A 20,114-nucleotide genomic window follows, 5' to 3' on the forward strand; every position below is an offset into this window, starting at 1 on the left:
ATGCGTCCCGTCTCAATTGGCCGAAGGTTTCGCGCCTTCCGACTCGGCAAAGCGCATCGCGCCGTGCGTTGCCTGCGCGGCAAGGCCGGGCAACTCGACGGGGGCTTTTGCACCGTGATTCCGCGCTCTTTCGGCCGGAGCCTGCCGTGCGTAGGCCGCGGCGGCTTCGCCCGCGGTGCGCCCGAAGACGATCGCGTCGGTGAGCGCCGTATCTTCGAGGCGCGACGCACCGTGAACGCCCCCCGTCACTTCGCCCGCCGCAAAAAGCCCGGGGATGGGGTTGCCGTGCCGATCGAGCACCCGAGCGTGCGTATCGATGACGACGCCGCCCGTCGTGCCGTGCAGAGCCGGGCGAACGCGCACCGCGTAAAGCGGGAAGTCCGAAAGGTCGGAGAGCATCGTCGGGCGCCGGAAGTCTTCGTCCTTGCCCTTGCGAACAAATTCGCGGTAGCGAACGAGCGTCTCCGCCACGGTGCGCGCAGAGGCGTGCATGACGACCGCAAGCTGTGCTTCGGTGTGCGCCGGGTAGACGAGTCCCTCGGAGACGAGCTGATGGATGACGGGCACGTTCTGAACCGTGTGACGGTCGACGATGAGCCAGGCGTAGTTGCCGTTTTCCCGGATGGCGTCGGACACTTCGGTGCTCGAGGCGAGTTCGTTCACGAACCGACGTCCTTCGGGATCGAGCAGTACGGCCCCGTCTGCGCGCAACGATTCGGGAAGAATCGCTCCCGAAAGCGGCACGGCGGTCGGATGGTAGAGAACGTCCTTGAGGCAGGTAAAGGCGGCGCCCACGCGGTCGGCGAGCATCAACCCGTCGCCCGTCGAACCGGGCGAATTGGAGGAGAGTTCGTGTGCGTCGGCGGGCGAAAAGCGCGTGAGCAGAAGCTGGCTTCCCGCATAACCGCCTGTTGCGAGCACCACGGCCTGCGCCTTGATGACGAAGCGGTTGCCGTTGGCGGTTTCGGCGAGAACGCCCGAGACGCGTTTTCCTTCAAGGACGAGGTCTTCGGCTCGGGTGAAGGTGAGAACGGGAATGTTGAGGGTTTCCGTGCGACGCAAAAGGGCCCCCGCGATTTCGGAGCCGACCGTTTCGCACCCCGTCGGTCGAAAGAGGCGGTATTCCTGCGTGCCCGGCACTTCGCGCACGTTTTCAAGAGCCGCACCGAGCCCCATCAGCCAGTCGAGCGCTTCGCCCGAATGCGCGACCATGTGGTGCACGAGCTTCGGGTCGGCTTCGCCGCGGCCCGCTTTGAGCACGTCCGCTTCGAACGTTTCGGAGGAGGCGCGAATGTCGTTCGCGGCCTGGTAGTTCGAGTCCGTCGCCGTGATGTGGCCCGTGGCCATCAGGGTGTTGCCGCCCGCGCGCGGCATCTTCTCAAGAATGAGAACGCTCGCCCCTTTTTCACGTGCGACGATCGCGGCGCTCATGCCCGCGCCCCCCGCACCCACCACGAGTACGTCGCAACGGTAGGCGGGATCCGTCGGATCGACCGTCGTATCGGCAAGAGCGTTCGTCGCGCCGAGCGCGCCCAACATGCTCGCCGCGCTCAACACGCCGAGCGTGCCGAAAAGCGTCCCGACCGTACGGGCGGATGTGAGAGCGACGGTCTGAAACGCGGCGGAAATCGTGGTTCGCATCGTGGTCAACGCAAAAGAAAAAGGAGGGCAACGGGTGTTCCCGAGGATCGGGGAGGGCGGACAAACACCATGCTCCCGAAGACTAAAGGAAAACCCTGATATCCCCAAGGATAGCAAAAACCATCGTGAAAATCACTCGCGGATTTGCGTTCTTCACGCTATAAACAAACCAATAACGATCGAAAACGAGAACGATTCTCTGCTGAAAGAAAGCGCCGGACCAAACGCTCCGTTCGGTTCTCCGAAATCCCTGCAAACGCGGGGTGTCGTAAGAGGTAGAGAAAAACGGTCGGAAGGCGTCGATCGTTAGTTAATTTCTATTTTCCCGATAGAAAGGGGAAACCCCCTGTCGGAGCGCACGATCGAGGTGTCGGAGAGACCGAGCCGTTATTCTCAAATAGAATAACGCAGGCCTCAACCTCTTCGGGACTTCTCTTCATAAACGGTCGCATGACGTACCTACATATAGGTATCAACCTAGCCCGAACGATGCTTTTTTTGCGTAAAGAAATGCTTCCAACGACGGACGGCTTCTCCTACCAACGACGGCTTTCGTGCGGAGCGCAAAACGTCGACACTGCGTGCGTGAAAGGTGAAAGGCGTGTTTCGCTTCCCGGTTCGGGCGCTCGAAAGGCTTTTTCCCCTGCACACGTTATGACCCACGCACAGCTGGCGCCGCATGCTTGATGAGAACGGAGCGCCGCGTGCACCCCGACACGATTTAGGAGGTCCCATGGACGTATCACGCAGAAGTTTCCTGAAGCGTGGCCTTCTTCTCGGCACGACGCCTGCCGCCGCCGGTATCGCCGCCGCGGCCCGAGCCGCCTCGCCCGCCTCTCCCAAGGCGCCCTACAAGCTTCAGAACGTCACCGAAACGACGAACATCTGTTGCTACTGCTCCGGCGGTTGCGGCACGATCTGTTCGACCCGCAACGGCGAACTCATCAACCTCGAAGGCGACCCGGATCATCCGGTTAACCTCGGCGGTCTCTGCCCGAAGGGCGCGGCCATGTGGGGTCTTCGCAACGTCGTGACGAAGGATCGCAAGTCGCAGCTTCACCCCGACCGCGTGCTCCATCCGATGGTTCGCCGTCCGGGCTCGAAGACCTGGGAAAAGGTTTCCTGGGAAGAAGCCATCGACGCCATCGCCAAGCGCGTGAAGAAGACCCGCGACGAAACCTTTGTTGAAAAGGAAGGCGACGTTACGGTCAACCGTTGCGACGGCATCGCCTCGTTCGGCGCCGCTCAGCTCAACAACGAAGAGGGGTGGCTCGTTCAGAAGTTCGCCCGCTCGCTCGGCGTCGTCGCCATCGACAACCAGACGCGCGTCTGCCACTCCTCGACCGTCTCGGGTCTTGCGCCCTCGTTCGGTCGCGGCTCGATGACCTCGCACTGGTGCGACTTCCAGAACTCCGACGTCATCATGTCGATCGGCTCGAACAACGTGGAAAACCATCCGCTTTCCTCGCGTTGGGTCGAGCGCGCCCAGGACCGCGGCGCCACGTGGATCGTGGTCGATCCGCGCTACACGCGTTCCGCCGCCAACGCGGACATCTACGCGCGCATCCGTCCGGGTACCGACCTCGCCTTCTACGGCGGTCTCATCAACTACATCCTCTCGAAGGACCTCTGGCAGCACGAGTACGTTCTCAACTACACGAACGCCGCCTGCATCCTGCGTTCCGACTACAAGTTCGACGAATCGACGGGTCTCTTCTCCGGTTGGGATCCCGAAACGAAGACCTACTCGGACGAAACGTGGGGCTACGACGTCGACCACAAGGAAGTGTGGGATACGTCCGAAACGGGCGAGTACGCCTGGGTGAACGCTCCGGGTACGCCGAAGTTCGAAACGCCGCATCTTAAGGTTCTCAAGCGCGACGAAACGCTCTCGAACCCGATGTGCGTCCTCAACGTGCTCAAGCGCCACTATGCCCGCTACACGCCCGAGATGGTTGCTCAGGTGACGGGTATGGATCCGGAAGTGATGCAGAAGGTCTGGGAGGTCTATGCTTCGACGGGCAAGGCCGACAAGGCGGGCTCGATCCTCTACGCTCTCGGCCAGACGCAGCATACCTACGGTTCGCAGAACTGCCGCGCCATGTGCATGGTGCAGCTCCTTCTCGGCAACGTCGGTATCGCCGGCGGCGGCATCAACGCGCTTCGCGGCGAACCGAACGTTCAGGGTTCGACCGACGTCGGCGCGAGCGTGCCCGATGCTCCGGGCTACCTCAAGTGGCCGCAGGGTCGCATCCACAAGACGCTCGCCGACTACCTCGCGACGGAAACGTACGCCGCGGGCTACTACGCCAACAAGCCCAAGTTCTGGGTGTCCGCTCTTCGCGAATGGTTCGGCGAAAACGCCACGGTTGAAAACGACTACTGCTACGACCTGCTTCCGAAGATCAGCCCGAAGCTCGACTACGGTGCCTACTCCACGATGATGACCTTCAACGGCATGCGTGACGGCAAGTACAAGGGCTACTTCTGCTGGGGCATGAACCCCGCGCACTCGGCCGCCAACGGCGTGCACGTGCGTCGTTCGATGGCCAAGCTCGACTGGCTCGTCGTTGCCGACTGGTTCCTGACGGAAACCGCGCTCTTCTGGGATGCTCCGGACATGAAGCCCGAAGAAATCCAGACGGAAGTGTGGTTCCTGCCGGCCGCCCTCATCTACGAAAAGACGGGCTCGATCAACAACTCCGGCCGTTGGATCCAGTGGCGTGAAAAGGCGATCGAACCTCCGGGAGAATGCAAGTCCGACTTCGAAATGCTCTCGATGCTCTTCGAGCGCATCCAGGCCCTCTACAAGGCCGAAGGCGGCGTCTGCCCGGATCAGATTCTGAAGACGCAGTTCTCCTACAAGATCGACGGCAAGTACGACATCCGCGCGCTTTGCTGGGCTCTGAACGGCTACACCGTCGCCGACGGCAAGCTCCTCAAGGGCTACGGCGACCTGAAGGCCGACGGCTCGACCGCCTGCGGCATCTGGATCTTCTCCGGCTACTACAACAACGAAGCCGACAAGATGGATCCGATGAAGCAGCCGATGACCCGTCGTTCGAAGGAAGACCCCACGGGGCTCGGTCTCTACCCGAACTGGTCGTTTGCCTGGCCTGCCAACCGCCGCATCCTCTACAACCGTGCGTCGGCCGACCCGCAGGGCAAGCCTTGGAACCCCAACCGCGTCCTCGTCGAATGGAAGGACGGCAAGTGGATCCAGAACGACGTGGGCGACTTCGTCACGGCGAAGGCTCCGGACAACAACGCCTTCTTCATGACCTGGGAACAGAACGCCCGTCTCTTCGCGTACTCGATGGTCGACGGCCCGTTGCCCGAACATTTCGAACCTTGGGAATCCCCCACGGAGAACAAGTTCAACGGCGCCGGTCAGAACCCGATGGCCCGCTTCACGGACGACTCCTCCGTCAAGCGCGGTTCGGCGAAGGACTTCCCGTACGTTGTGACGACCTACTCCGTCACCGAACACTGGCAGTCCGGTACCCAGACCCGTAACATCCCGTGGCTCAACGAACTGATCCCGTGCAACTTCATTGAGATTTCCGAAGAACTCGCGAAGGAAAAGGGCATCAACTCGGGCGACACGGTCCGCGTCTGGAACAACCGCGGCTCCGTCAAGGTGAAGGCGATGGTCACGATCCGCATGAAGCCCATGACGATCAACGGCCAGGTCACGCACGTCGTCGGCATGCCGCACCACTTCTCGTGGGCGACGAAGTTCGCCACGGGTGACAACGTGAACGACCTTTCGCCCAACGTCGGCGACCCCAATTCCTACATCCCGGAATACAAGGCCTTCCTCGTCAACATTGAAAAGGCCGCGTAAGGGCTAGGAGAACAACATGCCTGAAAAGAACAAAGAAGTAGCAATCCTCTTCGACTCCTCGCACTGCACGGGCTGCAAGGGCTGCCAGGTGGCGTGCAAGCAGTGGAACATGCTTCCCTCGAAGATGGGCTTGAACGACAACGAGTTCACCGGCTCCCTCCAGGGGCCGGGCGACCTCGGCGGCGACACCCGCCTCGTCATGACCTTCGACGAAAAGCCCTCCGGCAACAAGCTTCAGCCCATTCACTGGGCGATCGGCCGCCGTTCGTGCTTCCACTGCACGGACGCGGGCTGTGTGGCGATCTGCTCGTCGGGCGCTCTGAAGAAGAACGACAACGGCGTCGTCTCGTTCGATACGGAAAAGTGCAACGGCTGCACGTACTGCCAGAGCGCCTGCCCGTTCGACGTGCCGCGTTTCCGCGACACGGACGGCAAGATCGACAAGTGCACGCTGTGTCTCGATCGACTTGAAGAAGGCCAGGTCCCGGCTTGCGTCAAGACCTGCCAGCCGGAAGCCCTCAAGTTCGGTCCGCGCGAAGAGATGCTCGAAATCGGGCGCAAGCGCGTCGAATTCCTGAAGGCCAAGGGCTTCGACAAGGCTGAGCTCTACGGTGAAAAGGAAATGGGCGGTCTGCACATCCTGCACGTCCTCAAGTTCGGTCACGAAGCCTACGGGCTCCCGACCGATCCGAAGCCCAACTCCATGGTCGGCGTCATGCAGGCCATGAAGCCCGTCACCGCCGTCGGTACGGCTGCGGTCGTCGCCGGCCTCGCCGTGTCGTTCCTCGCCGCGATGGGCTACCGTCGTCAGGAAGTCTCGATCGAAGAGGCCAAGAAGAGCTGGACGCCCGAACAGCGTGCCAAGGCCGACCGCGAAGTCGCGGAGCTCCTCAAGAAGGAAGCCGCGTCGAAGTCGACGGGCACGAACGCCCAGTAAGGAGGTATTTATGACTCGTCGTTACATTCAGCGTCATTCGCTCCTGACGCGCGTCACCCACGGGGTTGCGGCCATTTCCTGCATCCTCCTGGCGCTTACGGGCCTCTTCGTGTTCTGGCCGGAACTCGGCGGCAGCATCATGGGGGGGGATTTCACCCAGGTGATGCGCCAGCTTCACCGCTGGATCGCCATTCCGTTCATCCTGGTTCCGATCTTCGCCGTGCTGAAGTCTCCCAAGGGGTTCGTGCACCTCTTCAAGGAAGACGTCTTCGGCAAGTGGGACAAGGACGACTTCGAATGGGCCATGAAGTTCCCGCTTTACCTCTTTGCTCCGGGTAAGGTGCACATGCCCCCGCAGCATCACGTGAAGTCCGCGCAGCGTCTCGCTGACGGCGCGCTCCTCATCCTCGGGATCTTCATGGCGATCTCGGGCGTGGTGCTCTGGCTCAACACCGGCATGTTCGGTCTCACGGTGCAGTTCGAAGCGGGTACGCTCCTCTTCTGGCACCTCGTGCACACGATCTGCTTCTTCCTCACGGTCTTCATCGGCATTGCGCACATCTACCTCGGCGCGGGCATCTTCCAGCCCTACCGCGGCACGATCCGCATCATGTTCGGCGACGGCAAGGTGAGCGAATCGGATGCGGCCTACCACTGGGGCTACTGGGCGAACGAAGAACTCGCCCTCGGCAAGAACGTTACGGTGGAGAAGGACTCCAAGAAGTAACGTAAAACCGATCGGGGACGGCACTCCCGCTGTCCCCTCCAACGGCGCCGGGCCCGGAAATTTCCGGGCCCTTCGTCGGAATGAGGACGGCTTTTTGTTTTTTAGCTCCTCTTCGTCCTCATTCCCGCGAAAGCCAAGCGGTCTCCAAGCGTTTCTCCAAGCCCTCCGGGCACCCGGGAGGTGCTTTCCCCCGCAACGAAGGGGAAAGCGTCGGGTCGGGGAGCAAAATACAGACGCGGAGACGACCCGCCCCCGAAAGGCGGGAATATGCGGCAGAATGGACGGGTGCTCGTCGGGCGCCCGGTCTCAAACCGTTTTGCCCGACCGACATTCATTCGCAGAAGAAGGAATACCACCCATGCTCAACCGCAAGACGATTGAACGCGCGCTCGCGCAGTATGCGGATCACCGCGACGCCGACGTCGCCCGACGCCTCGCCCTCTACGGCCCCATGCTCCTTGCGGCCGCCGACGTGAAGAAAAAGGCCGTCGTGTCGGCCGAGCTGCCCGAAGCGAAGGAACTCGCGAAGTACCTTCTCGCTCCGACGGCGCCCCTTCTCTCGACCGGGGCCCTGACGCTCGATCGCGCTTCGATGGAAGCGGGCGTGAAGGAAGTGCTCGCCGCGCTCGTCGAATGGTTGAAGCCCGAAGCCGACGTGCTCGCGCTCATCAACGGTCTCGACTGGTCGGCCTACCTTACGGACGACATGTTGAAGCTCGCCTCGACGGACCCCGTCGCGTGGCTCGAGCGCGCGCGCGAATCGGCCGCGGGTCTCGGCGAAGCGCACGAAGCGCTCGTCGACATGGTGATCCTCCCCGTGCTCGGCTATACGTTGCGCGCTCATCTCGACCGCTTCGCGACCGAAGCCTCGAACGCGCTTGAACGCGTCGACGACCCCGTCACCTCGCACGAACGTCGTACGAGCTGCCCCGTGTGCGGCGCTCCCGCCACGTTCTCCGCGGTCGTTCCGACCTCGCGCTCCGGCAACGTCAAGAAGCTCTTTTGCGAGTGTTGCGGCGCTTCGTGGAAGTTCGAACGCATCCGCTGCGCCGTCTGCGGCGACGAAGCGGTTTCGGACCTCGAATACGTCCACGACGAAGGCGACACGGCGCACCGTCTGCACGTCTGCCGCGGCTGCGGCGAAGCGACGCCCACGCTCTTTGCGCCGGGCGACGAAGAAACCTTCTCGGCCGACGTCGAATCGATCGTGATGACGGGTCTCGAAATGGCGTACGAAGAAAGCCGCGCCGCCGAGTCCGCCGACACGAAGGACGCCTGATTTTCGTCTTCGGAGAAACGCATGACGACCCCCGACCGCACCGATTGTCCTGAAGCCGACCGCCCCGAAGGGGCGCGTGCGGTGGAGATTCTCCGCGTGCGCGATGCCGTGGAGCCCGCCACGGACTTTGTCGTCGAAGAAGCCCCCGTCGCGCTCGTCTATAACGGCATCTCGCATGCCGTCATGATGACGACCCCGTCGATGCTGCGGGAGTTCGCCGTGGGCTTTTCGCTCGCGGAAGGTATCGTCGCCTCGCCCTCGGAAATCTACGAAATCGAGGTGACGGACGCCTGCGGGAACGGGAAAAACGTCGAAATGCGCGTTTCCTCCGAAGCCTTCTGGAAGCTCAAGGAGCGCCGCCGCTCGATGGCGGGCCGCACGGGCTGCGGCCTGTGCGGTGTCGAAAGCCTCAAGGACGCGGTGCGTCATGCGCCGCGCCTTCCCGTGACGCAAACCTTCGACATGGCGCACTACGACGCGGCGCTCACGTACCTCTTCGAAGCCGAACGGCTCGGGGAACTGACGGGCGCGACGCACGCCGCCGTCTGGGTGACGCCCGACGGGCGTCTTGCGGGCGGTGCCGAAGATGTGGGCCGCCACGTGGCGCTCGACAAGCTTCTCGGCCTTCGGGCCCTTTCGGGGTGGAAGGACGGGGCGCTCGTCATCAGCTCGCGCGCTTCCTACGAAATGGTAGAAAAGGCCGCGATGTGTGGCGTCGAAATCCTCTTTGCCGTTTCCGCTCCGACGGCGCTCGCGGTCGAAGTGGCGCGCGATGCGGGGATGACCCTTGCGGCCTTCTGCCGACGAAGTCGCGCGAACATCTACAGCCACCCCGAGCGCCTTACGGGGCTCGAGGGGCTCGATGCGTTGGCGGGCTTCGCACGACACGCCAAGAGCGCCTGAGCGCCTGAAATCCGGAATCCTTCCTCGTCGCCCGCACCGGTCGCAGCCGTTGCGGGTGACGTGCGTTTCGGGGCAGCACACCCTTACATCGCGCGTACGATTCCTCACACCGAACCCGCGTCTAGTTGTTTTCGGATCCCGTCTTTGCGTCCCGCATCGCATTTTCTTTGGGCCTGCGTGCGTGTTGACGAAGAAAAGAAATAGTTGAGGAATTTGGTTGGGTTTATACTGCGAAGGTCATTCCGACTTCTCAGACTCCCGACCGCACTCCGCCCCCGGGGGCGCGGCCGACATCCCCAGCAAAGAAGGGAAATCATCATGTCCATTGACACTCGACCCGCACTCGCGCCCGAGGCCAAGCGCGAGCAGCTGATCATGGCCGGCTTCTACCTCGTCGCGATCGTTCTCGGCGTGCTGAACGGCTTTTACGGAACGGCGTTCACGCATTCCGTCGGCGACTTCGTCTCCTCGGTCTTCATCAAGCTCTTCAAGTTCATCAGCATCCCGATCATCGCGGTGTCGATCATCTCGACCCTCGCTTCGATCTCGAAGTCGAGCGAATCGGGCCGGATCTTCCGCCACACGATCTTCTACACGCTCCTGACAACGATTCTCGCCGCAGTGCTTGCCGCGGGTCTTTACCTGCTTTTCAGTCCCGCGAACGTGGCGCTCCCCGACGGCGCGACCGCTCCCGCGGCCGTTGCCGAAAAGAGCTACTTCGCATACGTGCAGTCGGTGATTCCGGACAACTTCCTCGCGCCCTTCCTTTCGGCGAACGTCCTTTCGGTGCTTCTCATCGCCGCTGCGGTCGGTCTTGCGATCGCGAAGCTGCCGCGCGAGAGCCGCTCCCAGGAAATCCTGACGGCGTTCTTCACGGCCTGCCAGGATGTCCTCTTCGTCCTCGTCAAGTGGCTGATCAAGGTCCTTCCCGTCGGGATCTTCGGCTTCATCTCGGCCCTTTGCGTGGAGCTTGCGAGCGGCGTGAGCATCGGCGGCCTCGGCACGTACTTCGCGACCGTGCTGACGGCGAACTTCCTGCAGATGCTCGTTGTCCTTCCGCTCGTTCTTCTCATCCGCGGTCTCAACCCCCTGCGCGTTGCACGCGGCATGATGCCCGCGCTTCTCGTTGCCTTCTTCTCGAAGTCCTCGGCGGGGACCCTTCCCGTCACGATGGCCTGCTCCGAAGAACGCGTGGGCGTTCGTCCCGCGGTTGCGCGCTTCGTGCTTCCCATCTGCACGACCATCAACATGAACGCCTGCGCGGCCTTCATCCTGATTACGAGCGTCTTCCTCATGCAGAATGCGGGCGCCGAAATCACGCTCGGCACGCTCGGCGTCTGGGTGTTGATCGCCACGATCGCCGCCGTCGGGAACGCCGGCGTCCCCATGGGGTGCTTCTTCCTCACGGCGAGCCTCATGGCGAGCATGAACGTTCCCATCCTCCTCATGGGCGTGATCCTGCCCGTCTATGCCGTGATCGACATGATCGAAACGATGTTGAACGTTTGGTCCGACAGTACCGTCGCCGCCATGGTCAACAAGGACCTCTACGGCGACGAAGACGAAGCGAAGCGCGAAGCCGTTTCGGCCTAAAGCCAAGCTTCCCTTGAGCCTCGCTTGAGGCTTCGATCGGGGCGTTCTTCCACTCCTGCACGGGACTCGGAGGGCGCCCCGAATCTTTTTCCGGTCGCAGCGTGCGGAGGTCTCGCACCTCGAAGGCCCCTCCGAAGGGCTCGAACTGATCGCCAACAACCGCGGCCGGAAGAAAAAGGCGACGTGGCTGAAGACAGCTCGTTTTCCCTCATGCCAACCTGGTTACGTTCGATCCCAAGCTCTGTTGCGTTCCGACAAAGAAACTCGAAGAGCTCATGGATCTGCAGCGGCCGGTTTGAGGAGAAAACCTCTACCTGAACGGACCGACCGGACCGGGCAAGAGCCTGCCGGCCGTGGTCCTGGGAAAACGGGCTGTCCGTGCAGGATACCGCACTTTCTTCGTCGAGAAGGCCGTGAACGAGCGGTTTCTCGAGAAACGCAACGATCCAGCGTCTCTTGGGCGAACCGGAAGCGAACCGAGAGAGTGCTCCGGACGAAAAAAACGAAGCGGGAAAATGCTCCGGCCCTGCAAACGAAAAGAGGACGCTCGTTTGAGCGTCCTCTTCGGATCGGCCTCAAGTCGATCCGATCCTCGGCGGACCGGATCGGTCGGGCAGTCGACGAATTACTTCGCTTCCTGCGAGAGAGCCTTCTGGACCGAGAACGGCCAGGCCTGGTAGCCCGTGCAGTTCTTCAGCTGGATTTCGACGGACGGTTCCTTGGCGCCCCACTTGAATTCGTTGATGAAGGGGTTCGGAGCCGAGGTGAAGGCACCCGTCGAGAGGTCGAAGTTGGCACCGGCGGTCGCCGAGTAGACGAAGACGGAGTCCTTGTCGGCTTGGTATTCCGTGAGCGACGTAACGGGGCTGTACCATTCGTGTCCGCGTTCCTTGCCGTATTCCCAAACCTGTTCGACGGTCATCTTCTTCTGGTCGATCTTATAGACGACCGAACGCGAGTACTTCATTTCGGGCAGAGCGGGTTGTTCCATGCCGCGCGCATCGCCGTTGTCGAAGGCCGAGACGTAGATGATGTCACCTTTGCTCTTTTCGTCGATCTTGAAGGCCGTGTGCTGCGTCCAGGTCCAGTCGAAGTCGCCTTCGCACTTGGAGCCTTCGCATTTGATGGGGTTACCCTTCGCGTCGACGGGCTTCAGGACCTTTTCGGCCCAACCTTTCTTCCAGCCTTCGGGCGAACCGAGAATCCACTTCACCTTCTTGTCGCGACCGATCTTGACAATGGCGGACTGGTGGCGCGAGGAGATGATGATGGAGTCGTCTTCGGGGTCGTAGTCGACGGAGTTGACGTGCGCCCAGTTGCGGCCCGGACCCGTACCGACGATGTCGCCGAACTTGTCCGAAGCGTCGAGCTTGGCGAGGTCTTCGGACGAGAGGGTTTTGCCGGCCTGCGAAGCGTCGATGTTGAGGCACACGGCGCCCTGGTCGAGCACCTTCATGACATTGTCGCGGTACGGATCGAGAATTTCTGCGAGGCGGAATTCGTCGACCACGTTGCCGTTGGCGTCCACTTCGGCGATGACGTCACGAACGGTACGAACGTTTTTGCCGTCGGAGCGCTTCCAGTTCGAGCTCGCGACGCGCAGGAAGTAGTGACCGTTCTGGGCGTCGTCCATCGAGTGCGAGTAGTCGCCGTAGCGCAGCGGCAGACGACGGTTGAAGACTTCGCGACCGAGGATGTCGTACTTGACGTAGCGTTGGCCGTAGCCCCAGGTGAGAAGGCCGTCGTCGTTCTGCTTGAAGCCCATCATGACGCCCGCGCTGTAGAGCGAGTTGAGGTCGTAGATGGGGTTGGCGAACATGTACCAGCGAACTTCACCCTTCGTGTCGATAACGGTGTTCTGCGGCCAGAAATTCCATTCGAGAGCGCCGCCCGTGGGGTTGTTCCACACGGCGCGCGTGCCGACGCCGGACTTTTCGGCGAGGTTGTTGACGAAGTAGAGACGGTCGGAGAATTCCTTGTCGACCTTTTTCACGTCGACGCCGAAAGGCATCGCGCGTTCCATCGTATTGCCGGCGGGTTCGAAGTAGACGGGAGGAGCGTAAAGCTTGTATTCGTCCTTGAATTTTTCGGACTTGCCCGTCGTGTCGGTACGGGTGTACTCGACGCGAACCGTGTTGAGGTAGTCGGCGTAGAGACCGAAGACGGGAATACCGCCGTGCGTGAGAAGCTGCGTGCGGGAGACCTTGTAGTCGATCGGCTGACCGCCCTGCTTCGGAACGATGTGGACGGTGACGTCCGAAAGAGTGTAGCCGCCGTCGCGAATCACGGCCGTGAGCGGAGCGATCCCATAGGGATTCGCCATGACTTCGCCGATGTGTCCTTGAACTTCGTAGTCCACTTTGGCCCCCGAGGGGCCGCCGATGGCAAAAGCGGCACACGGAATCGTCGCGGCGATCGCGAGGGCGATCCACTTTTTCTGCATGGTGTTTCTCCTTTGTTTGCGCCCGGCACTCTCGCCGCGGCGCATGTCCCCCGTGTCAGGGGGTTGGGTGGTCATGCCCTGAAAGCGGGCTTCGTAACGAGGAGTAGTGTCGCCTTTGGGAGGCGCGGCGCGCATCGGAAGTTTCGACGGTCGGCGGAGTGTTTACGGGAAACGGCTTTTCTGAAAAATCGAAAAAGATGTTTCCCGCATGTAACGGAAACCGCAGTTTCGAACTCGTCTCAGATGCCCTCGAGGACGGGCAGGTCTTTGAGATCGGCCAGTTCCTTGGCGGCGGAAAGGAGTACGGAGCGCACCCACACGGAAGCGGGATCTTCGTGGAGGCGCTCGTGCCAGAGAAGCTTCGGGGAGAAGGCTTTCGCCGAAGCGGGGCGCCCGAGGATCACGAGGTCGGGGAACCACCGGCGCAGTCGCATGAACGTCTGAAAGGGAACGGCTCCCCAGAGCTCCATGTTGCTCATGATCTGCAGGACGGAAATGAAATAGGGCGTCCAGACGGCGACGTTGTCGGCGAGCATCGGCACGTCGCCCCGGGTGTCCGACCACGGGTCGGCCTCGTACTTCGCGGGCGCCGTGGCGATGCGAACCTGACGGTAGGGCTTGAAATCCTCAGCCGTGAGCGGCCGCTTTTCACTCAGGCGCGCAAGCGGGTGCTTTTTCGAGCATGCGAGCACGAAGACGTCCTCGGCGAGCGGCGCCGAGTGGAGGACGTCGCTCGCCGGGGCGGTCGGGTAGACGGCGAAGTCGAGTTCTCCCGTAGAGAGTTGCTCGGTAAAGTTCGGCAAAATGGGACGGAATTCGACGCCGATTCGCGGTGCCTTCTCAAAGAGCGGCGGGAGGCTTTGCGAAAGGTAGGTGAAGATCGCAGTGTCGACACATCCGATGCGAAGTACTCGGATGAGGTCCGTCGGCGCAAATACTTCCGGATTGAAGAGTTCGCTGTAGTTGCCGACGATTTTGGCGACGCGCGGCGCGAGCGCCTTCGCCTTGGGCGTCGGAATGAGCCCGTGGTTGGTTCGGTCGAAAAGATCGTCGCCGAACGTTTCGCGCAATTTGCCGAGCAGGCGGCTTGCGCTTCCGATCGACATCGAGCAGGCGGCTGCGGCGCGCGTGAGCGAGCCCGTACGCATCAGTTCCCGAAAAAGGAAGAGTGCGTCCGTATCAAGAGAAGGACGAAGCATGGCGGTTGAAAGGTGTGGTCGGGCCGACCGAGAGGGTCGATTCGGTCGGCTTGGTCGTTTTGGTCGAAGTTCGATATTACCGACTGTCGCGTTCGATTGCCCTGACAAAATGGACCGCTGTTCGTAAACCGAGCATGACTTTCGCTCGGCGCAGGGCGAGCGCAGCCTTGTCTCAGTCTCGTGCCTCGGGGAACGTCTCCGCAGCCAGCCGGCCGATCGTGCGGCCCATGACGAGGCAGTCGAGGATGGCGCACGAGCCCATGCGGCAGGCGCCGTGCACGCCGCCCGCACACTCGCCTGCGGCGTAGAGTCCCCGCATCGCTCGACCGGTCGCGGCGTTTCGCACGCGCCCGAGGGTGTCGGTGAGGAGCCCGCCCATGCAGTGGTGCACCTTGGGGCGCATCTCGGCGGCGTACCAGGGACCATCTTCCAAGGGCTTGGCGACGGTGAGGGGGCGGAAAAATTCGGTGTCGCGCCGACGGCGGATCATCGCGTTGAAGTTGCGGACGGTCGCTTGCAGGGCGCCCGTAGGAATTCCCCAAGCCGCCTCGAGCGCTTCGATCGTGTCGTACGCGTTGATGAGCCCGCGTTCGAGCATGCGGTCCATGTAGCCCGGGCGCAGTTGGTCGAGCTTTTCCTTCGAAATGCGCGAGCCGATTGCGATGGCTTTGAGGCCGAGCCGGTGGAGTTCCAGCACGGCGTCGCTTGCCGTTTTCCGGTTCGAGAGTTCGTTCACGAAGCGTTGCCCGTTGCCGTCCACCCAAAGACCGTAGTCGGCGCCCACGTAGTCGCTGAAGAGCCACCCGCTTCCCATGCCCTTTTCCTTCGGATTCGACCAGGGCGTGCACTGGATGCGGCTCGCTTCGATCATCGCGCAGCCGATGCGCTCGGCTTCGCGCCAGAGTTCGCCCGTCGCGCCGGGTTGGTTCGTGGTGTCGTAGTCGGCCGTGAGCTGCCGGTTGAAGCGCATGCGGTACGCAACGTCCGCACCGAACCCGCCGTAGCAGAGGCACAGGCCCCGACGGAAGCGAATCTCGCGCACCGTGCCGCTCTCGGCATCGGGAAAGGCGTAGCCCTCGCGCACGCGAAGCCCGACCACCTCGCCCGAGGTGTCCGTTAGAAACGCTTCCACGTAGGCGTTGAGGCGGATTTCAACGCCGCTCTCGCGCACGGCCCGGATGAGCTTTTCGTAGATTTCGCGGCCCGACCCCGTTCGCACCGTGAGCGTTCTCGGGACGCTGTGGCCGCCCGCCCAGGTGACAATGGGAAGCCACTCGACGCCGAGGCGCTTCGTCGTCCAGTCGTAGAGTGCTTCGGAGTGGAGCGCGACGTAGTTGACCTTGCTCGGATCGTTCAGGTGCTCGCCGTTTTCCAGCATGTCGTTCGCGAGCAGATCGGGCGAGTCGGCGATGTGCCGCGCGCTTTGCTGCGGGGAGTTCGCGACCGAAAGCATCCCCTCGTCGATCACGGAGTTGCCGCCCGGGGTGCCCATCTTTTCAAGAACGAGCACGCGGGCCTTCCCGCCCGAACGCTCCGCCGCCTCCAGAGCGGCAGCAAGGCCCGAAAAGCCCGAACCGATCACGACGACGTCCGCGACTTCGGGACTCGAATCGAGCGCCGAACGCGGTGCGGCGTCGGCGTCGCGTCGGGAGGTTGAGACTTCGGAAGGAATCGGGTTTCGAGTAGGGGGCATGGAAATCGTTACACGCTTGGGGCCTGCGGCCGAATGTCGAAGGACACACATTTTCCATACGGCGTGTTCGGTCGGGGAGAGCGTTAAGGGTAAGTTCGGTCTGGGGTTAACGCGGAGAAGGTCCCTTTAAAATTGTGATTTTTGCGAAGAAAACTGAAATCCATTGCATGAAAGTCAAAGCACGGGACGCTTCTCGACGGCGAGCCCCGGCGTTTCGGACCATTGTCTGCGGCACAGCGTCACGACCGTTTGGATGCGGGGCGACGGGTAGCGTTGGGGCGCGCGCAGCAGCCAGGCCACGGGAGCGGGCATGCGCCAGTCGCGCAACACCTCGACAAGGTCCCCGCGACGGAGCGCGGCGTGCGCAAGGCATCGGGGCAGACCCACGGCCACGCCCGCACCCGAGAGCGCCGCATTGAGAAGGGCGTCGTGCGTGCTGAGGTCGGACGTAAGGAGCGTCTCGGGGACGCGTCCGAGCGCGCGTGCGGCTTCAACCGACAAGTCGGGGCGGTCGCTGTCCGCCGGATCCTTCAAGTCCTTCGGGTCCTTTGAAACAGGCTCGAAGGTCGGGCGGCGCTCCAAGAGGGCCGTGAGCACCGCGTGCGTACTGAGGTCGTCGGGGTGCGTGATGTCGCCGTTACGCTCCAAGTAGTCGGGCGAAGCGGCGCAGACGAGCGGCATCGTGCCCAAGCGGGTGGCGATGACGCGCTCGACGGGCGGCTCGGGCTGAAGCACGATCGAAAAGTCGAGCTCCCCTTCGGGGGTGCGGTTGGGGCGGTCCGTGGCGCGAAGTTGCAGGCGCAGGCCCAATTCCGAAAAAGCCGCCCCCAAAGGCGCGAGAACGACGGACGCGACGGCGGAAGGCGCCTCGACGGAAACTTCGTCGGCGCGCGTGCGTTGGAAGCGGCGTTCCAGGTTGTCGAAGGCGCGCATGACCGGGGCAACCTCTTCGAGAAGACGCGCCGCTTCCGGGGTGAGGATCGTCGCGGTGCCCGCCCGTTCGAGCAGCGCCACATCCCATTCGTCCGAAAGATTCTTGATGCGCCGAGAGGCTTGGGAAACAGAAATCCCGAGCGTTTCCGCGGCGCGCGTGAGGCTGCCTGTTTCGGCGACGGCGCCGAGCGCCTCAAGGCATTCGAAAAGTTGACGGCTCATCGGACTTCTCCTTCGTTCGTCGCCGTGCGGGCGGCCTCCAGAAATTCCAGTACGACGGGGTTGGAGCGCCAACGGGCGCTCACGTCCGCTTCGAGCACCATCGGACGCATGCACCAGTCCCGAAGCAGAGGGACGAGGCGGCCTTCGAGGAAAAACGGACGCAGAAGCGCTTCGGGAATGCCGACGGCGACGGCCTCTCCGTCCAAGGCGGCTTGCACCGCGCTTCGTGCCTGGCGAAAGAGGGTCGGGCGGTGCAGTTCCACGGGGAAGTATTCGCCGTTTCGCTCGAACACCTCTCGAATCCGGTCGCGCGCGGCCACAACGCCGGCAGCCTCTTGGGTGAGAGCAGCGGGGAGTTCTTCGAGGTCGGCGGGCGAGAGAAGCGGCGCGTGCGTTTCCAAAAAGTCGGGCGAGGCCGCACACAGGCGACGAACGTTGCCGAGCGGGATCTCCGTTCGGCTTTTGCGAGCGGGGTGCGTACGGGCGCGCATCGAAACCGCCGGGAAGGTGTCGTCCCGGGCCGAGGACGCATCGCCCGTCCAGGTCACCCGAAAGTCCCAGCGCATCGCGGGATGTCGAGCGCCGATCCGCGCGGCGGCATCCCGAACGAGGTCGAGCGCAACGTCGCCCGAGCAGGCGAGACCGAAGCGCCCCGGAGCGCTTCCCGCTCCTTCGCCGCCCGGTGCGCCCTTGCGGGCGAGGGCCGCTTCCATGCGCGCGACAAGCGGCGCCACTTCTCGGAAAAGTCGTCTTCCGCTCACCGTGAGCGTGAGGCCCGCTTCGGCGCGGCTGAAAAGCTGAAGTTCGAGGTCTTCTTCAAGCCGGTTGATGCGTCGCATCAGCGAGGCGGGATCTATGCCGAGGGCTCGGCCCGCCGCGAGAAAGCTTCCCTCCCGCACAACGGCAGTGAAAAGCGCCCAGGTTTCGAATTTGATTCGCATGAGGGTTTCGGATGCTATGACATTTATGCAAGGGAATTTTGACAATCATAATATTTTTGAAAGGAGGAAGGCTCCCTAGAATCGCTTCCAAGGCCTCACCGGTGCGGCGCCGTCGCTCGGGGGAGCCTCGAGAACAACCCGCGGGGTTCGCATGTCGGGTGTTGCATTTCCCCGGTGCGGACCGGACCACCGCAATGTTTCCTTCCAAGCTTCAAAGGAGAACCAATATGGCTCAGCTTTCCCGCCGATCCTTCCTTTCGATTTCCGCCGCCGCGGCCGGCCTGGGTTTTGCCGCGACGAGCGCGAATGCCTCGACCAAGGTCCCCGCCAAGTGGGACGAGACGTACGACGTCGTTGTCGTCGGCTCGGGCCTTGCGGGCATGTCCGCCGCCGTTGAAGCGACCGCTGCGGGCGCTTCCTGCGTGATTATCGAAAAGATGGCGATCGTGGGCGGCAACTCCAACATCAATGCGGGTGCCATGGCCGTCACCGGCACGCCGATGCAGCAAAAGAAGGGCATCAAGGACAGCCCCGAACTCCTCGCCGAAGACATGCTTCGCGAAGGTCTCGGTCTGGGCGACCCCGTGCAGGTGAAGCTCGTCGCCGAAAAGAGCCTTGAAGCTTGGGAGTGGACCCGCAAGACGCTCGGCGTCGAATGGAACGAACAGACGGTCGTCGCCGAAGGCGGTCACTCGGTCGCCCGCGGCTGCATCACGCTCTCGGGTACGGGATCGACCATCATCATGAAGGGGATCGAAAAGGCGAAGCAGCAGGGCGCGAAGGTCATGACCCGCACCTACGTCGAAGACGTCATCCGCGAAGAAGGCGGCCGCGTGCTCGGCCTCAAGGTTCGCACGGGCTACAAGTTTCCGGACGCTTCGAGCGGTACGGTCCGCTACATCCGCGCCGCCAAGGCGGTGGTGCTCGCTCACGGCGGGTTCGGCGCCGACGTGGCCTTCCGCGTGGCGCATGACCCGAAGCTGACGGATCGCTTCCAGACTACCAATCAGCCGGGCGCCACGGGCGAACTCTGGCGCGTGGCGAGCTCGATCGGCTGCAACGTCATTCAGGCCGACTGGATCCAGTGCGGTCCCTGGGCTTCGCCCGACGAAGCCGGTTTCGGTCTGGCCGTTGGCTTTGCGCAGGACTGCTGCGCCATGTACGGCCTCTGGGTCAATACGACGACCGGCAAGCGCTTCGTCAACGAACTCGCGAACCGCAAGGTCCGCGCCGACGCGATCATCAACCTGAACAACAAGGAGCAGCAGTGCATCGCGATCGCCGACTCGAACGCCGTTGAAGTGTCGATCAGGGAATCGCGCCCGGGGCACCTCGAAAAGGCGCTCGAAAAGGGCTGCGTCTTCAAGTTCGACAGCCTCGCCGCCATCGCCGAGAAGTTCAAGATCCCGATGGACGTGCTCGAAGCCGAAGTGAAGGCGTACAACGAAGACGTCCGCAAGAAGGCTCAGACCGACGCCATGGGTCGGCTCCTTCAGGTCGGCGCCCGTCCGCTTGAAAACGGTCCCTGGTACGTCTCCCGTCTCGCGCCGAAGGTCCACCACTGCATGGGCGGCATCCGCATCGACGAAAACTGCGCCGCGCTCGACGTCCTGACCGACAAGCCGATCCCGGGTCTCTTCGCTGCGGGCGAAGCGACGGGCGGCACCCACGGCGCCGTGCGTCTGGGTACCTGCTCGATTACGGAGTGCATCGTGCACGGTCGCATCGCGGGCCAGCGTGCCGCGAAGGCCTGAGA

Annotated in this window: 14 protein-coding genes; 8 read left to right on the forward strand and 6 right to left on the reverse strand. The window is 62.8% G+C overall.

The genetic code is table 11. The features are described from left to right. Positions 1-12 precede the first annotated feature (12 nt). Entirely contained in the window at positions 13-1,641 is a 1,629-nt protein-coding gene (locus S6FBBBH3_RS03545) for an FAD-dependent oxidoreductase (protein ID WP_123957633.1), read from the reverse strand. A 733-nt stretch (positions 1,642-2,374) separates the two neighbouring features. On the opposite strand from S6FBBBH3_RS03545, the gene S6FBBBH3_RS03550 reads away from it, so the two are divergent. From S6FBBBH3_RS03550 to S6FBBBH3_RS11395, 7 genes are all read left to right on the forward strand, one after another. Continuing rightward, entirely contained in the window at positions 2,375-5,488 is a 3,114-nt protein-coding gene (locus S6FBBBH3_RS03550) for a molybdopterin-dependent oxidoreductase (protein WP_120176443.1), read from the forward strand. Between the two features lie 16 nt (positions 5,489-5,504). Continuing rightward, complete coding sequence (locus S6FBBBH3_RS03555) at positions 5,505-6,425, forward strand: 4Fe-4S dicluster domain-containing protein (RefSeq protein ID WP_120176444.1); 921 nt, start codon at positions 5,505-5,507, stop codon at positions 6,423-6,425. Between the two features lie 10 nt (positions 6,426-6,435). Then, complete coding sequence (locus S6FBBBH3_RS03560) at positions 6,436-7,152, forward strand: cytochrome b/b6 domain-containing protein (RefSeq protein WP_120176445.1); 717 nt, start codon at positions 6,436-6,438, stop codon at positions 7,150-7,152. A gap of 358 nt (positions 7,153-7,510) precedes the next feature. Further along, positions 7,511-8,431, forward strand: coding sequence for a formate dehydrogenase accessory protein FdhE (locus S6FBBBH3_RS03565; protein ID WP_170143804.1), 921 nt, complete (start codon positions 7,511-7,513; stop codon positions 8,429-8,431). Positions 8,432-8,452: 21 nt separating this feature from the next. Continuing rightward, entirely contained in the window at positions 8,453-9,334 is an 882-nt protein-coding gene (gene fdhD, locus S6FBBBH3_RS03570) for a formate dehydrogenase accessory sulfurtransferase FdhD (protein WP_120176447.1), read from the forward strand. 318 nt (positions 9,335-9,652) lie between these two features. Then, positions 9,653-10,927 carry a dicarboxylate/amino acid:cation symporter gene (locus tag S6FBBBH3_RS03575; protein WP_232008824.1) on the forward strand — a complete coding sequence of 425 codons (1,275 nt, stop codon included), beginning with the start codon at positions 9,653-9,655 and terminating at the stop codon, positions 10,925-10,927. 314 nt (positions 10,928-11,241) lie between these two features. Then, on the forward strand, positions 11,242-11,607 hold the full coding sequence (locus S6FBBBH3_RS11395; protein WP_120176448.1) for a P-loop NTPase family protein: 366 nt from the start codon (positions 11,242-11,244) through the stop codon (positions 11,605-11,607). Here the strand turns inward: S6FBBBH3_RS11395 and S6FBBBH3_RS03585 are convergent. From S6FBBBH3_RS03585 to S6FBBBH3_RS03605, 5 genes are all read right to left on the reverse strand, one after another. Further along, positions 11,553-13,370, reverse strand: coding sequence for an aryl-sulfate sulfotransferase (locus S6FBBBH3_RS03585; RefSeq protein WP_120176449.1), 1,818 nt, complete (start codon positions 13,368-13,370; stop codon positions 11,553-11,555). The genes S6FBBBH3_RS11395 and S6FBBBH3_RS03585 overlap by 55 nt on opposite strands. A gap of 239 nt (positions 13,371-13,609) precedes the next feature. Next, a complete protein-coding gene (locus S6FBBBH3_RS03590) occupies positions 13,610-14,569 on the reverse strand; it encodes a LysR family transcriptional regulator (RefSeq protein ID WP_120176450.1) in 960 nt (319 codons plus the stop codon). 172 nt (positions 14,570-14,741) lie between these two features. Beyond that, positions 14,742-16,262 carry a flavocytochrome c gene (locus S6FBBBH3_RS03595; RefSeq protein ID WP_170143805.1) on the reverse strand — a complete coding sequence of 507 codons (1,521 nt, stop codon included), beginning with the start codon at positions 16,260-16,262 and terminating at the stop codon, positions 14,742-14,744. A 174-nt stretch (positions 16,263-16,436) separates the two neighbouring features. Beyond that, complete coding sequence (locus tag S6FBBBH3_RS03600) at positions 16,437-17,417, reverse strand: LysR family transcriptional regulator (RefSeq protein ID WP_120176452.1); 981 nt, start codon at positions 17,415-17,417, stop codon at positions 16,437-16,439. Further along, positions 17,414-18,358, reverse strand: coding sequence for a LysR family transcriptional regulator (locus S6FBBBH3_RS03605; RefSeq protein WP_120176453.1), 945 nt, complete (start codon positions 18,356-18,358; stop codon positions 17,414-17,416). The genes S6FBBBH3_RS03600 and S6FBBBH3_RS03605 overlap by 4 nt, the downstream gene beginning before the upstream one ends. Positions 18,359-18,585: 227 nt before the next feature. Here S6FBBBH3_RS03605 and S6FBBBH3_RS03610 point away from each other — a divergent pair, with 227 nt between their 5' ends. Beyond that, positions 18,586-20,112, forward strand: a complete 1,527-nt coding sequence (locus S6FBBBH3_RS03610; protein WP_120176454.1) for a flavocytochrome c — start codon at positions 18,586-18,588, stop codon at positions 20,110-20,112. Positions 20,113-20,114: the final 2 nt, after the last annotated feature.

Source organism: Sutterella megalosphaeroides, from assembly GCF_003609995.1.
GTDB classification, from domain to species: domain Bacteria; phylum Pseudomonadota; class Gammaproteobacteria; order Burkholderiales; family Burkholderiaceae_F; genus Sutterella; species Sutterella megalosphaeroides.

Coding starts and splice junctions, on each gene's coding strand:
- S6FBBBH3_RS03545 (WP_123957633.1), bottom strand. CDS start 1,641: ATGCGAACCACGATTTCCGCCGCGTTTCAGACCGTCGCTCTCACATCC.
- S6FBBBH3_RS03550 (WP_120176443.1), top strand. CDS start 2,375: ATGGACGTATCACGCAGAAGTTTCCTGAAGCGTGGCCTTCTTCTCGGC.
- S6FBBBH3_RS03555 (WP_120176444.1), top strand. CDS start 5,505: ATGCCTGAAAAGAACAAAGAAGTAGCAATCCTCTTCGACTCCTCGCAC.
- S6FBBBH3_RS03560 (WP_120176445.1), top strand. CDS start 6,436: ATGACTCGTCGTTACATTCAGCGTCATTCGCTCCTGACGCGCGTCACC.
- S6FBBBH3_RS03565 (WP_170143804.1), top strand. CDS start 7,511: ATGCTCAACCGCAAGACGATTGAACGCGCGCTCGCGCAGTATGCGGAT.
- fdhD (WP_120176447.1), top strand. CDS start 8,453: ATGACGACCCCCGACCGCACCGATTGTCCTGAAGCCGACCGCCCCGAA.
- S6FBBBH3_RS03575 (WP_232008824.1), top strand. CDS start 9,653: ATGTCCATTGACACTCGACCCGCACTCGCGCCCGAGGCCAAGCGCGAG.
- S6FBBBH3_RS03585 (WP_120176449.1), bottom strand. CDS start 13,370: ATGCAGAAAAAGTGGATCGCCCTCGCGATCGCCGCGACGATTCCGTGT.
- S6FBBBH3_RS03590 (WP_120176450.1), bottom strand. CDS start 14,569: ATGCTTCGTCCTTCTCTTGATACGGACGCACTCTTCCTTTTTCGGGAA.
- S6FBBBH3_RS03595 (WP_170143805.1), bottom strand. CDS start 16,262: ATGCCCCCTACTCGAAACCCGATTCCTTCCGAAGTCTCAACCTCCCGA.
- S6FBBBH3_RS03600 (WP_120176452.1), bottom strand. CDS start 17,417: ATGAGCCGTCAACTTTTCGAATGCCTTGAGGCGCTCGGCGCCGTCGCC.
- S6FBBBH3_RS03605 (WP_120176453.1), bottom strand. CDS start 18,358: ATGCGAATCAAATTCGAAACCTGGGCGCTTTTCACTGCCGTTGTGCGG.
- S6FBBBH3_RS03610 (WP_120176454.1), top strand. CDS start 18,586: ATGGCTCAGCTTTCCCGCCGATCCTTCCTTTCGATTTCCGCCGCCGCG.